12 protein-coding genes are annotated in these 12,975 nt (G+C 61.0%); 6 read left to right on the top strand and 6 right to left on the bottom strand.

The window, feature by feature from the left end; translation table 11 throughout:
* Position 1: 1 nt before the first annotated feature.
* The gene (locus ABJO61_RS08895; protein WP_348322919.1) at positions 2-1,984 is read right to left on the bottom strand and encodes a ribonucleoside-diphosphate reductase subunit alpha; all 1,983 of its coding nucleotides are present in this window, start codon (positions 1,982-1,984) and stop codon (positions 2-4) included.
* 341 nt (positions 1,985-2,325) lie between these two features.
* Between ABJO61_RS08895 and pip the strand changes: the two genes are divergently transcribed.
* Positions 2,326-3,297 carry a prolyl aminopeptidase gene (pip, locus tag ABJO61_RS08900; protein WP_348322918.1) on the top strand — a complete coding sequence of 324 codons (972 nt, stop codon included), beginning with the start codon at positions 2,326-2,328 and terminating at the stop codon, positions 3,295-3,297.
* A gap of 10 nt (positions 3,298-3,307) precedes the next feature.
* A complete protein-coding gene (locus ABJO61_RS08905; RefSeq protein WP_348322917.1) occupies positions 3,308-4,045 on the top strand; it encodes a type 1 glutamine amidotransferase in 738 nt (245 codons plus the stop codon).
* On the opposite strand, the gene ABJO61_RS08910 is transcribed toward ABJO61_RS08905, so the two are convergent.
* The 3 genes from ABJO61_RS08910 to ABJO61_RS08920 all read right to left on the bottom strand — a co-directional run bounded on the left by ABJO61_RS08910 (position 4,042) and on the right by ABJO61_RS08920 (position 7,211).
* Entirely contained in the window at positions 4,042-4,812 is a 771-nt protein-coding gene (locus ABJO61_RS08910) for an SDR family oxidoreductase (RefSeq protein WP_348322915.1), read from the bottom strand. The genes ABJO61_RS08905 and ABJO61_RS08910 overlap by 4 nt on opposite strands.
* Positions 4,813-4,896: 84 nt before the next feature.
* Positions 4,897-6,726, bottom strand: coding sequence for a potassium/proton antiporter (locus ABJO61_RS08915; protein WP_348330935.1), 1,830 nt, complete (start codon positions 6,724-6,726; stop codon positions 4,897-4,899).
* Between the two features lie 179 nt (positions 6,727-6,905).
* On the bottom strand, positions 6,906-7,211 hold the full coding sequence (locus ABJO61_RS08920; protein ID WP_348324192.1) for a plasmid stabilization protein: 306 nt from the start codon (positions 7,209-7,211) through the stop codon (positions 6,906-6,908).
* Positions 7,212-7,410: 199 nt separating this feature from the next.
* On the opposite strand from ABJO61_RS08920, the gene ABJO61_RS08925 reads away from it, so the two are divergent.
* Positions 7,411-8,619, top strand: coding sequence for an acyl-CoA dehydrogenase family protein (locus tag ABJO61_RS08925; RefSeq protein ID WP_348324190.1), 1,209 nt, complete (start codon positions 7,411-7,413; stop codon positions 8,617-8,619).
* Positions 8,620-8,622: 3 nt separating this feature from the next.
* On the opposite strand, the gene ABJO61_RS08930 is transcribed toward ABJO61_RS08925, so the two are convergent.
* Positions 8,623-9,249: a helix-turn-helix domain-containing protein gene (locus ABJO61_RS08930; protein WP_348324188.1), complete on the bottom strand. Its 627-nt coding sequence runs from the start codon at positions 9,247-9,249 to the stop codon at positions 8,623-8,625.
* 125 nt (positions 9,250-9,374) lie between these two features.
* Here ABJO61_RS08930 and ABJO61_RS08935 point away from each other — a divergent pair, with 125 nt between their 5' ends.
* Complete coding sequence (locus ABJO61_RS08935; protein ID WP_348324186.1) at positions 9,375-10,295, top strand: oxygenase MpaB family protein; 921 nt, start codon at positions 9,375-9,377, stop codon at positions 10,293-10,295.
* A 31-nt stretch (positions 10,296-10,326) separates the two neighbouring features.
* Positions 10,327-11,529: an acyl-CoA dehydrogenase family protein gene (locus ABJO61_RS08940; protein ID WP_348324184.1), complete on the top strand. Its 1,203-nt coding sequence runs from the start codon at positions 10,327-10,329 to the stop codon at positions 11,527-11,529.
* A 3-nt stretch (positions 11,530-11,532) separates the two neighbouring features.
* Here the strand turns inward: ABJO61_RS08940 and ABJO61_RS08945 are convergent, their stop codons facing one another.
* Positions 11,533-11,973 (bottom strand): MaoC/PaaZ C-terminal domain-containing protein, encoded by a 441-nt coding sequence (locus ABJO61_RS08945; RefSeq protein WP_348324182.1) that lies wholly within the window; start codon positions 11,971-11,973, stop codon positions 11,533-11,535.
* Positions 11,974-12,142: 169 nt separating this feature from the next.
* On the opposite strand from ABJO61_RS08945, the gene ABJO61_RS08950 reads away from it, so the two are divergent.
* On the top strand, positions 12,143-12,946 hold the full coding sequence (locus tag ABJO61_RS08950; RefSeq protein ID WP_348324180.1) for a class I SAM-dependent methyltransferase: 804 nt from the start codon (positions 12,143-12,145) through the stop codon (positions 12,944-12,946).
* Positions 12,947-12,975: the final 29 nt, after the last annotated feature.

The following is a 12,975-nucleotide window of genomic DNA, read 5'->3' on the forward strand; positions in this document are numbered from 1 at the left end:
CTTACTGACAGGCGAGGCATTCTTCGTACTGGTTCTCTTCCTGCGCGTTGGTGGCGACCTGATCGAGTGTCAGGACGTCGAGCACCTTGCCCGGCAGGAGCGAGACGACTTCAGCCTTTTCCGCACGCTGGATCGAGAGCGAGCGGCAATAATAAAGGCTCTTCACGCCGTGCTTCCATGCCATGAGATGCAGGCCGTGGAGATCGCGCTTGTGCACGTCGGCAGCGAGGAAGAGGTTCACCGACTGCGCCTGATCGATCATCTCCGCACGGTCGCCCGCATGTTCGATGACCCAGCGCTGGTCGAGTTCGAAGGCGGTCTTGAAGACATCCTTCTCGTCATCGTCGAGGAAGTCGAGATGCTGGACCGAGCCGCCGCAGGTCACGATGGAGGACCAGGTGTCGTCGTCGTTGCGGCCCTTCTGTTCGAGCAGCTTCGTCAGGTGACGATTGCGGACGTTGAAGGAGCCGCTGAGCGTCTTGTGCGTGAAGGAGTTCGCCGCAATGGGCTCGATGCCGGGCGAGGTACCACCGGTGATGATCGAGATCGAGGCGGTGGGCGCAATCGCCGTCTTGTTCGAGAAACGCTCGTTGAAACCGTAATCGGCGGCATCCGGGCAGGCCCCGCGCTCATCGGCGAGCACCTTCGAGGCCGCGTCGACGCCCTCCTTGATGCGCGCGAACATGCGCTTGTTCCAGACCTTCGCCATGACGCCCTCGAAGGGAATCCGGTTGGCCTGAAGAAAGGAGTGGAAGCCCATGACGCCGAGGCCGACGGAACGCTCGCGCGCGGCGGCATATTTGGCGCGGGCCATATCGTCCGGCGCGCGGTCGATGAAGTCCTGCAGGACGTTATCGAGGAAGCGCATCACATCTTCGATGATCGCCGGATTGTCCTGCCACTCATTATAGGTTTCGAGATTGAGCGAGGAGAGGCAGCAAACGGCCGTGCGCTCTTCGCCAAGGTGGTCCTTGCCGGTGGGCAGGGTGATTTCGGCGCAGAGGTTCGAGGTCTTGACCTCGAGGCCCGCAAGCTTGTGATGCTCGGGGCGGGCATTGTTCACCGTGTCCTTGTAGATGATGTAAGGCTCGCCGGTTTCGATGCGCGAGGTCAGAAGCCTGATCCAGAGCGAGCGCGCCGAAACGGTTTTCTGGACAGCCTTGTCCTTGGGCGAAAGAAGCGCCCATTCGGCGTCGGCCTCAACGGCGCGCATGAAGGCGTCGGAGATGAGAATGCCGTGATGAAGGTTCAGCGCCTTGCGGTTCGGATCGCCACCCGTGGGGCGGCGCATTTCCATGAACTCTTCGACTTCGGGATGATCGATCGGCAGATAGACCGCCGCCGAGCCGCGGCGGAGCGAGCCCTGGCTGATCGCCAGCGTCAGCGAATCCATGACGCGGATGAAGGGGATGATACCGCTCGTCTTGCCATTGCCGCCGACCGTCTCGCCGATGGAGCGCAGATTGCCCCAATAGGAGCCGATGCCGCCGCCCTTGGCCGCGAGCCAGACATTCTCGTTCCAGAGGCCGACGATGCCTTCAAGGCTGTCATTCGCCTCGTTCAGGAAGCAGGAAATGGGCAGGCCGCGCTTGGTGCCGCCATTGGACAGGACGGGCGTCGCCGGCATGAACCAGAGCTTCGAGATATAGTCATAAAGGCGCTGGGCGTGGGCCGCGTCGTCCGCATAGTAAGAGGCCACGCGGGCGAACATGTCCTGATAGGACTCGCCGGGCATCAGATAGCGGTCGCGCAGCGTCGCCTTGCCGAACTCGGTCAGCAGCGCATCGCGCCCGTGATCGACCTTCACGCGATGGCGGCCGCGCGTCTGCACAGCCTGATCCTGATCGCCAAACGGCATTTCAGGCTCGGAGGAAACGCGCGCTTCCTTGCGCACACGGCTCACCGCCCGCTCGCCCGTGATGATTGCCGATACGCTGGCCTCAACCTCACTCATATCTACCGCTTTCGACGTGTCGTTCAGCATGTTCTGATCCCCGGTCTGCCCTGCTTCGCCGCATCTCAGCGGGCAAAAGGTCGCTATCCGGCGAGCGGATAGACCCTCGCCGTCTTCCTGCCCCATAAGCCGGGCAGAACTCGCTTAATTCTGTGATTGCGCCGCCGCCTTGAGTCGGTCCCCGCGAGGCGCAGCGCGTCCAGATATAGTATCTGTCTGTTCCCCGAGGTCAATCAGTAGTGTGGGACGAGAAGCAAAAAAATGGTAAACGCCGCCCCCTCAAGCTGGCGGGAAGGCGATTTTCCGATGCATATTCAATGAGTTGATTCAGACCCCGCCGCGTACCCGCCACGTGTATCCAAGGACAGACCATGCCCGATACGACCGCCGACCGCCGCGCCCTCTACCCCGAGATAGAGCCCTATCGCACCGGGACGCTGAAAGTCTCCGATTTGCACACGATCTACTTTGAGGAGAGCGGCAACCCCAAGGGCAAGCCCGTCATCATCGTGCATGGCGGACCGGGCGGCGGCAGCAACCCGACGATGCGGCGAACGCACAACCCGGATGCCTACCGGATCATCCTGTTCGACCAGCGCGGCTGCGGGAAATCAACGCCGCATGCGGAGCTTGCCGAGAACACGACCTGGGACCTTGTGGCCGACATGGAGCGCATCCGGGAACATCTCGGCATCGACAAATGGCAGCTCTGCGGCGGCTCATGGGGCTCGACACTTTCGCTCGCCTATGCCGAAACGCACCCCGAACGCGTGACCGAGATCATCCTGCGCGGCATCTTCACGCTTCGGAAGCGGGAGCTGGACTGGTTTTATCAGGAGGGGACGGATGCCCTTTTCCCCGATGCCTGGGAAGGCTTCGTCGAGCCGATCCCGCAAGCCGAGCGCGGCAACCTCATGGCGGCCTATTACAAACGGCTGACCGGCGACAACGAGGCCGAAAAGATCGCCTGCGCCAAGGCATGGAGCATCTGGGAGGGGACGACGCTCTCGCTCTATTCTGACGCCGAGCGCGTGAAGCGCTTCGCGGACGGGCACTTCGCCCTCGCCTTCGCACGGATCGAGTGCCACTTCTTCATGAATCAGGGCTGGTTCGAGCCCCAGGACCAGCTCATCCAGAATGCCGGCAAGCTGAAGGGTATTCCCGGCGTGGTCGCACAGGGGCGCTATGACGTGGTGACACCGATGTTCACGGCATGGGAGCTCGCGAAGGCCTGGCCGGACGCCGACCTCAACATCGTGCCGGACGCAGGCCATACGGCGACGGAGCCCGGCATCGTCGATGTGATGGTGAGGGCGAGCGACCGGTTCGCGGCCGCAGGCTGACGCAGACAAGATGCACATCCTTTATCTCGTGAATGCGCTCGATTCGCCGCCCGGTGTGCTGCTGGACGAGGCCGCGCGCGCGGGCGCGTCAGCCGACATCATCTACACAGTGGAGAAACGCGACCTCGCGACGGGCGAAACGCGCGACGTCCCGCAAATACCGGAGGGTTTCGACGGACTTGTCGTGCTCGGCGGCGTGATGGGCGTCTATGAGGAGGCGAAGTATCCCTTCATCGACAAGACCCGAAATCTGGTGCGCGCCTTTCATGAGTGCGAAAAGCCAGTGATGGGCGTCTGTCTCGGGGCGCAGATCGTCGCGAGCAGCTTCGGCGCGCCTGTCTATAAAATGAAAGAGAAGCTCACGCAGGCAGAAGAATGGGGCTTCCTGCCGCAGACATGGGAAAAGGTGGCGTCGAACGACGCGCTGCTCGCGGATGCGGCGCCGGGGCTAAGCCTCATGCACTGGCATGGCGACACATTCGACCTGCCGGAAAACGCGCGGCGGCTTTCGACGCGCGAGACCTGCCCCAACCAGTCTTTTCGCATGGGCAAGAAGACCTATGGCTTCCAGTTTCATCTGGAAGTGACGCGAGACATCCTTGAGGGATGGTCCGTCTTCCGCGCGAAAGCGCTCGATGTGCCGCTCGCCGAGATCGAGGCCCTGATCGAACCGCAGATCGGGGCCTCGCTCGGTGCACAGGAAGAATTCGCCCGCCGCACAATGCAGCGCTGGATGGCACTCGGCTAGAAGTTCACCCGCCGCGAGATCGCACCGTCGACCACGAGGTTCGAACCCGTGGTGAAGGAGGAAGCGGGACTCGCGAGGAAGACCGCGGCATTCGCGATATCCTGCGGGGTCGCCATGCGGCCGGTCGGGTTGCGCGACATGGCCTGCTTGAACATGTCGGGCATGTGATCCTCGATCATGTTCCAGACACCGCCCTTGAAATAGACCGTGCCGGGGGAAACCGTGTTCACGCGCACATGATCGCCCGCGTGCTGACGGGCAAGGCCCTTTGCGAGATGAATTTGAGCGGCCTTCTGCGCGCCATAGGCGTTGGCGTTATCGTTTTCGGCGGCAGAGATCGAGGAGATGAAGGTGGCGGAAGCGTCGCCCGACTTCTTCGCAGCTTCCGTGAGGAAGGGAAGCGCGGCCTCGAAGGCATTGACCGCGCCGAGCACGTCGATCTCGAAACAGGCGCGCCAGGACTTCTCGTCATTACCGTTTGCGAGCGCGGAGGCATTGGCGACGAGAATATCGATGCCGCCCATTGCCTCGCCCATGTCGGCGATCCACTTCTTCAGGCCCTCGCCATCGGCGATATCGGCAACGCCGCCTGTTGCCTTGATGCCCTTGCTGCAAAGCGCGGCAACGGCTTCATCCACCTGATCCTGATTGCGGGCGCAGATCGCGATATCGACGCCCTCCGACGCGAGCGTTTCAGCGATGGCGCGACCGATGCCGCGCGTGCCGCCGGTGACGATTGCCTTTTTGCCCTTGAGACCGAGATCCATGACCGATGCCTTCCTGACTGTTTTTCGTTGGGGCGCACTCTAGCGCTCCAGCATCTCCCAACCAACCGTTACGAGGCCCGGGCGTCAGAAAGGACCGCGAGGGTCGTCGGCAATGAAGAGATCCCGCAGAGCCCTGAGCGCTTCGCGCCAGCGCATCTGGACTTTCTTGAGCAGGCTTTCCTCAACGGGCGGATCGAGATCGAGGCCAACCTGTTGAACCGCACCATCGCGCACCTGAAGCGCCGTAAGGGCAACGCCGCCCACCCGGGTGCGCTCGCCTTCCTTGATCTCCTTGCCGAGGCGGGAGCGCATGAACTGCTCCAGCGTGAGTTCACGCTCTTCCGCCTCGAAGGCAAGCCCGTAGATATCGGCAACCAGAGCGGCACTTGCCGTTCCCTCCAGCACGAAATCGACCGTGCCGACATCTTTTGTGCGGGTACGCGCCCGACGGGCGCCGAAAAGACGATCCAGCGTGGGGATCATGTCGGCGGTGGTGAGGATCATCACGACATCGCCCGGCTGTACACCCTGATCGAGGCCTTCGGTGCGGACCACACCCTCGCGCATCACGGAGATGACCGTTGTGCCCATGGGGAGCGGCAAGCGGTTCACACCGCGCCGCGCGAGAAGGCTCATCGGGTCGACTGTATAAGCGACGACGCTCTTTCCTTTGCCCGCAGGCAGGTCGAGCTCGACACGCCGGTCCGGCATGGGGCGCGGGGGCAGTTCGACATCGGCCAGGCGCGCGACCAGAGGCACCGTCCAGCCCTGAAGGATGAGCGAGACGAGAACGATGACATAGGCGATGCTGAACAGGACTTCCGCATCCTCGACGCCCGACAGCACGGGGATCGTCCCGAGAAAGATCGGCACGGCGCCGCGCAGGCCAACCCATGACACGAAAGCCGTTTCCTTCGGGGTGAAGCTGAAGGGGGCGAGGCAGGCCCATACGGCAATTGGACGCGCAACGAGGATGAGTACAAGCGCGACAGCGAGTGCGGGCAGGAATATCGGGACAAGCGCCGAGGGCGTGACCAGCAATCCCATCATGAGGAACATGACGATCTGGGCGAGCCAGGCGACGCCATCGGAAAAGCGGGCTATTTCGCTTGTCGCACGATGCTGGTTGTTGCCGATAGTGAAACCGACGAGAAAGATCGCGAGGAAACCGCTCGCGCCCGCCGCCTGCGCGAGCGCAAACACCAGCAGCGCGAGCGCGCCCGTAAGGATCGGGTAAAGGCCTGATGAGAGCTGCAAGCGGTTTATGGCCCGCAGAACGAGTGCGCCACCAGCCGCACCGAACAGACCGCCACCGGCCATTTGCCAGAGAAAATCCAGAAGGAATCCGATTGCGTCACTGGTATTTGCCACGCTGTGTGCGCCGGCGGCGAAGCCTACAAGGCCAAGGGTAAGGAAGATCGCCATCGGATCGTTGATGCCGGACTCGACTTCAAGCGTGGCGGCGACGCGCGTCTTGAGGCGCAGACCGCGCAGATGAAGCAGGAAGAAAACCGCTGCGGCATCGGTCGAGCCGACGATGGCACCGAGCAGGAAGGCTTCGATCCAGCCGAGACCGAAGAGAAATTTTGCGGCGACGCCTGTGAGCCCTGCCGTCAGCACAACGCCTATGGTGGCAAGCGCGAGGCTCGGCCCGAAGGCACGGTTCAGCGCCTCGCGGTTCGTGCGCAGGCCACCGTCGAACAGGATCAGCGCAAGCGCGAATGAGCCAACGAGATAGGCGACCGCGAAATCATCGAAAACGATGCCACCCGGGCCGTCCTCGCCCGCAAGCATCCCGAAGGCAAGGAAGACGAGCAACAGCGGGGCACCGATCCGCGAGGACAGAACGCCCGCGAAGATCGAAAAGGTAATCAGACCTGCTGAAACCAGAATGATCTGGTTGGCAAAATCCATCCCGAAACACCAATGCTCATGCGGGTCCTGCCAAGAACAGGGCCGACTGCACGCGCATTGCGGCCAATCGGAACAGAAACCCCTCGAATCGCGAAAACGATATCGCGATCAGTGTACAGCAAGGCCGCCGGATTTCGCGCGCCAATCGGGGTGAAATGGCACGCGAGCCTGGTTTTTTTTCAGCCTGCCGCCTTTTTCTTGCGCGTCGCGGCCGCCTTCTTCGCAGAAGCGGAACGTTCCGATGCGGGACGGTTTGCCGACGCCTCACCGCCCTTTCGTCCGCCCTTCTTCGATGCGGATTTATTGTCCTCCGTGCCACGGCCCGAACCTGACTTCTTGCCGCCGCCTTCCTCCTTGTTGACGGTGGCCCAGGCGCGACGTTCGGCCTCTTCCTTCTTGACGCCGCGCTCCTCGTACCCTTTTTCAATATGTTCGGCCTTGCGCTTCTGCTTATCCGTATATGCCCTCTTGTCGCCGCGAGGCATGGCGCTCTCCTCTCCTTTGACGCCCCCGCCTTGAATGGAACGCCGGCGGAACACGCGGGTTCCCCCTGCCTGCTCCTCCCGGCGCTGTTCGTCCATGTGCAGAGGTAGCTGACAAATTGTCTGTGACGGCAGGCAGCAATGCCCTTATTCTCTGCGCCAACAACCGGCAATGCCGAAAACAATAAGAGGAGGGACGGGGATGGATCTCGCCATGAAACCCGAGGATGTCGCCTTTCGCGACGAGGTAAGGGCATTTCTCAAGGAAAACCTGACGGATGACCTGAAAGCTCATGCGCGGCTGACGCCCGGCATTCTTGCCGACCAGGATCTGCGCGTGGAATGGCTCAAGCGTCTCTACAAGCGCGGCTGGGCGGCACCGAGCTGGCCGAAGGAATATGGCGGCGCCGGCTTCAACGTGATGCAGCGCTTCATCTGGGCCTCCGAATGCGCGGCGGCGGGCGCGCCTGCCGGCTCCAACATGGGGCTTTCCATGGTCGGCCCGACGCTGATGGGACATGGCACGGACGAACAGAAGGCTCACTACCTGCCGCGCATTCTCGATGGCACGGACTGGTGGTGTCAGGGCTACTCGGAGCCTGGCTCGGGGTCGGACCTTGCAAGCCTGCAATGCCGCGCCGAATCCGACGGTGACGACTACATCGTCAACGGCACCAAGCTCTGGACCACAGGGGCGCATCAATCGAACAAGATGTTTTGCCTCGTGCGTACCAACCCGAACGCCGAGAAAAAGCAGGAAGGCATCTCGTTCATCCTGATCGACGAGTTTCCCGGCAAAGGCATCACCATCGATCCGATCATCACATTGGCGGGCGACCATGAAGTGAACCAGGTTTTCTTCGACGATGTGCGCGTTCCGAAGAAGAACCGCGTCGGCGCCGAGAATAATGGCTGGACGGTCGCGAAGTACCTTCTCGAATTCGAGCGAGGCGGCGCGGCGCATGGCGCGGCACTCCGCAATGCACTGAACAAGCTGCGCGTGATGGCGGGCATGGAACATGGCGATGGCGGCAAGCTGATCGACGATCCGGCCTTCCGGCGCAAGGTGGACGAAACGGAAGTGGAAGTGACCTCGGTGGAGTTCACGGAACATCGCATCATGTCGCAGCTCTCGAACGGACAGAACCCCGGCGCTGCTGCCTCGATCATCAAGCTCAAGGGCGCAGATACGAACCAGAAGATCACCGAGCTCGCCGTGGAGGCAATTGCCTATTACGCACAGCCGGATGTGATGGAAGCGCGGACATGGGGCGCGAATGAAAAGCCCGTGGGGCCGGACCATGCACTGATGGTCATGCCGAAATATCTCAACACCCGCGCGCAAACGATCTTCGGCGGATCGAACGAGGTTCAGCGCAATATCATGGCGAAGGCGGTGCTGGGGCTCTGAAGCCTAACCTGCCTCCGGGTCGCGGCCGACGGCCATGCGGTAAGTGAGACGCGCCAACTCCTTCGTGAGTTCGGCGCGTTTTCTTTCGCTCACATCGAGGAAAGCGACCTCAAGGATTGCGTTGTAGAGCATTTCGGAGATGAGCCAGGCATCCTCTTCGGGCATCGGCAGGTCGAGGGCCCCCGCGGCATGGATGCGCACACGTTGCGACAGGGCGGCGAGCGCGGCCCGCGTTTCCACCACGGCGGGAAGCATCGGGACGAAAGGGACCTGCCGGAGCAAGACCCGGAAGACGTCGCGCTCATCGACAAGCGATCCGACGGCGCGGCGCGTCATATGCGCGACGGCGGGCCAGGGCTCCATGCCGGAGGCTTCCGAAAAGGCCTGCTCCATGTTTGTTTCAACCCGCGTCATGAGGCGCGCGACGAGTTCTGCAACGACTGCTTCCTTGTTGGGGAAGAACTCATAAAGCGTCGCGATGCCAACACCCGCCTGCTCGGCGATGCGGTTCGTCGTCAACGCTTCGTAGTCTCGCTCCCGCAAAAGCCGAGCAGCCGCATCGACGATGGCGTCGAAACTAGCCCTGGAGCGGGCCTGTTTTGGTCGCTTTTTCGGTTTCAGATCAGGCATTTGGCGACTTTCAGCGGTTCCCTGGCAAGGGCGGCAGGAGGCCATTCCAAACCCGAGTTTTCCGAGTAATTACTTGGATTATATTGATGGTGCGGGACAAAACGCAAAACGGGAGTGAAGCCAGCATGCCAATTCAGGGAGAAGCCGCCGCGTCGACCTTGAAGCGCGAGAGCGCGAAAGCACCTGCACAGCGCGACTACTCGAGCCCGATCCCGACGCTGGATTTCACGAAGCCCGAGGGCGATCCGGGCCTGCTTGGCCCGAACTCGATGGGCTGGAAAGTGAGTGCGAACCCGATTGTCAGCGCGGTCGGCGGCATCACCGCCGTCATTCTGGAGCTTGCCGAAAAACATGTGCGCGCGGGCGTCTGGGACCATTCGACATTCAAGGTCGATCCGATACGCCGGATGGAGCGCACCGGCATGGCGGCAGCAGCGGTCACCTACGGCCCGACGAAAATGGCGCAGCAGACATTCGACCGGGTAACGCGGATGCATCAACGCGTGACGGGTACGACGCATGACGGTGAAGCCTATCAGGCGATGGACCCTGCCCTGCTCACATGGGTGCATGTGACTGCGGGGTGGGGGTTCCTCAATGCCTATAAGCGTTACGCTCACCCCGGGCTGTCGCGCGAAGACGAAGACCGCTACTACCGCGAGGGCACAGTGATCGGCAAGGGCTTCGGCGCGGAATGGGTGCCGACCTCGAAGGCGGAGATGGACGCCTATATGGCGGAGATGACGCCGAAGCTCTACGCGAACGAGACGGTGCATGAGTTTCTCGAACTCGTGCGCAATGCGACGCCTCTCGGGAGCGCCGGCAAGCCCGTGCAGCGGCTCATCACGCAGGCGGCAATCGATCTTCTGCCGAAGGAAATGCAAAACCAGTGCGGCGTTGCCGTTTCACCAGCGGCAAGGCCAATGGTGCGCCCGGCCGTGCGCGCACTCGCCAGAACGGCTGGCCTTGCAATGCGCTTTGCCAAAAATTCACCTGCGCATCAGGCTTGCCGCCGCATGGGAGTATCGACAGACTGTCTTCGCTAATTCGTTCGGACAGCCAAAGCAGAAAAAGAAAATGAACCTCGACCTGACACCGGAGGACGCCGCATTCCGCGACGAAGTGCGCTCCTTTCTCGACGAAAACCTGACACCGGAGCTTGCTGAAGCGGGCAAACTCACGACCTCGGTTTTCACCGACAAGCAGTGGAACCTCGCCTGGCAGAAGGTCCTCTACAAGAAGGGGTGGGTCGCGCCGAACTGGCCGGTGGAGTATGGCGGCACAGGCTGGACCGAAATGCAGAAATACATCTGGACCTCGGAATGCACACGCTACGGCACACCGGGGCTCTCGCCGATGGGTCTGCGAATGTGCGGACCGATGCTGATGAAGTTCGGCACACCGGAACAGAAAGACTATTACCTGCCGCGCATTCTTTCCGGTGAAGACTATTGGTGCCAGGGCTATTCGGAGCCTGGCGCAGGATCGGATCTCGCTTCGCTGCAACTCAAAGCGGTGAGTGACGGCGACGATTATGTGCTGAACGGGACCAAGATCTGGACCACACATGCGCATTTTGCGAACATGATGTTCTGCCTGGCGAGAACGGACGGGACCGGAAAGCCTCAACAGGGCATCACCTTCTTGCTGCTCGACATGAACACGCCAGGCATCAAGGTGGAGCCGATCATCACTCTTGCTGGCGAGCACGAAGTGAACCAGGTTTTCTTCGACGATGTGCGCGTGCCGAAAGCGAACCGCGTGGGTGACGAAAATGACGGCTGGACGGTTGCAAAATATCTTCTCGAGTTTGAACGCGGCGGCGCCTTCGCGGCCTCGCTTGAAGTCGGCATCGAGAAAATTCGGGACGTTGCTGCCAGCGAAAGATCGAGCGACGGCCAGCGGCTGATCGACGATCAGATCTTCGCGCGCAAGATCGCGGAGGCTGCCATCGAAGTGAAGGCGATGGAGATGACCGAGCATCGCGTGATGGCCGAACTTGCAGGCGGCAAAAACCCGGGGCCTGCCTCGTCGATGCTGAAGACACGCGGCACCGAGATGCGCCAGAGGCTTGACGAGATTGCCATCGAGACAATCGCCTATTACGCGGGCGCCGACCAGCACGACGCACGAACGCCGGGATCAAACGTCGAACCCATAGGTCCCGCGGAAGGCATGGTCTTCATGCCGACCTATCTCAACAATCGCGCAGCCTCGATTTACGGCGGCTCGAACGAGGTTCAGCGCGGCATCATGGCGAAGCTGGTGCTGGGGCTCTGAACCCTACGACTTTCGAGCAATCAAAAGCGTCGTCGTCTGGGTAAAGATGGTTTCATCGTTCTGGTTCATCAGGATGTGGCGGTTCTTCACCACGCCACGGTCAGGCTTCGACGATGATGGCCTGGTCTCGATACATTCGATGACGAGACGGAGCGTGTCACCCAGCCGTGCGGGCTTGAGGAAGCGTATCTCATCATAGCCCAGTGCGCCGATCACCGCCGTCTCCTCGGGGAGACGCGAGGCGAGCCAGAGCACAATCGCCTGCACATGCGTACCGCACGCCGTCAAAGTGCCGTATACCGACTTCGCGGCCGCATCCTCATCGACATGAAACGGCTGTGGATCCCACTTCTGCGCGAAGGAGACGATCTCGTCCTTCGTCAGCTCGTAGCGCACAGGAATATCGTGGCGTTCACCCAGGACGAAATCGTCAAAGTAGCGCATGGTCCCTCTCCCTATTTCCCGAGAAACATAGACGGGGAGCAGCCGACCGTTCAATCGGTCGATTCTTGATGACTTCGCCGTGCGACCGGGCTGGTTAACTCGCAGTTGCCCAAATCTCCCCAGCTCCTGTACCTTGCCTTCGGATTTCTCAGGGGGAGCGCAAGAGACTATGAGTATCGTCTGGAACGACAAGGGCCTTCTGGTCAACGATACCCAATTCCAGTTGATCGTCGGCTTGAACGATCTGATTGCGCTCAAGGAAGATCATGGACTGGTGTTGGGCAAGACCAGAGAGATGGTCGATACCTACATGGACCTGCTTGCGGGGTTCCCGGCACAGCACATCTTCGAGCTAGGCATATTCCGCGGTGGCAGCACTGCGTTTTTCAATGAGCTGCTGAGGCCGGCGAAGCTTGTGGCCATCGACTTTATGAAGAAACCGAGACGTGGCTTCAGAGACTACATGAACACCGGCGCGAATGCAGGAAGCATCCGCCCCTACTTCGGAGTCGACCAAGCCGACACACAGAGGCTCCAGGAAATCTGCGACGAAGAGTTGGGCGACGCGCCACTTGATCTGGTTATCGATGACGCTTCGCACATGCTGGAGGAAACGAAAACATCCTTTAACTTCCTGTTTCCAAAGCTAAGGCCGGGCGGCCTGTATATCATTGAGGACTGGGGATGGGCACATGTGCCCGATGCCACCGGTGCCTTCGAAAAAATGGTTGGCGAGCGCGCGCCGCTTTCAAATCTTATCATAGAGATCATGCTGGCCAGCACCCGCAAGCCACTTCTGTTTCCTGAAATACGCGTATTTTCAACCTCCGTAATTATTCGCAGGGGCGAGTGCGATATTGATCCCGATTTCGACATTTCGCAGCTAGCCTTTTACTGGAATCACTGCATTGGTCGAACCAACTTCTTCGACCGGCAACGACTGGAGCTACTCCCCGACATCGGGAGAAAATAACAAGTAGTCTTTTGAACAGCTCATGCTGC

The organism is Parvibaculum sp. (assembly GCF_039973015.1).
In the GTDB taxonomy this organism is placed as follows: domain Bacteria; phylum Pseudomonadota; class Alphaproteobacteria; order Parvibaculales; family Parvibaculaceae; genus Parvibaculum.

Excerpts from the sequence above, each read along its gene's own strand:
- ABJO61_RS08895 (WP_348322919.1), bottom strand. The coding sequence starts at position 1,984 with ATGCTGAACGACACGTCGAAAGCGGTAGATATGAGTGAGGTTGAGGCC.
- pip (WP_348322918.1), top strand. The coding sequence starts at position 2,326 with ATGCCCGATACGACCGCCGACCGCCGCGCCCTCTACCCCGAGATAGAG.
- ABJO61_RS08905 (WP_348322917.1), top strand. The coding sequence starts at position 3,308 with ATGCACATCCTTTATCTCGTGAATGCGCTCGATTCGCCGCCCGGTGTG.
- ABJO61_RS08910 (WP_348322915.1), bottom strand. The coding sequence starts at position 4,812 with ATGGATCTCGGTCTCAAGGGCAAAAAGGCAATCGTCACCGGCGGCACG.
- ABJO61_RS08915 (WP_348330935.1), bottom strand. The coding sequence starts at position 6,726 with ATGGATTTTGCCAACCAGATCATTCTGGTTTCAGCAGGTCTGATTACC.
- ABJO61_RS08920 (WP_348324192.1), bottom strand. The coding sequence starts at position 7,211 with ATGCCTCGCGGCGACAAGAGGGCATATACGGATAAGCAGAAGCGCAAG.
- ABJO61_RS08925 (WP_348324190.1), top strand. The coding sequence starts at position 7,411 with ATGGATCTCGCCATGAAACCCGAGGATGTCGCCTTTCGCGACGAGGTA.
- ABJO61_RS08930 (WP_348324188.1), bottom strand. The coding sequence starts at position 9,249 with ATGCCTGATCTGAAACCGAAAAAGCGACCAAAACAGGCCCGCTCCAGG.
- ABJO61_RS08935 (WP_348324186.1), top strand. The coding sequence starts at position 9,375 with ATGCCAATTCAGGGAGAAGCCGCCGCGTCGACCTTGAAGCGCGAGAGC.
- ABJO61_RS08940 (WP_348324184.1), top strand. The coding sequence starts at position 10,327 with ATGAACCTCGACCTGACACCGGAGGACGCCGCATTCCGCGACGAAGTG.
- ABJO61_RS08945 (WP_348324182.1), bottom strand. The coding sequence starts at position 11,973 with ATGCGCTACTTTGACGATTTCGTCCTGGGTGAACGCCACGATATTCCT.
- ABJO61_RS08950 (WP_348324180.1), top strand. The coding sequence starts at position 12,143 with ATGAGTATCGTCTGGAACGACAAGGGCCTTCTGGTCAACGATACCCAA.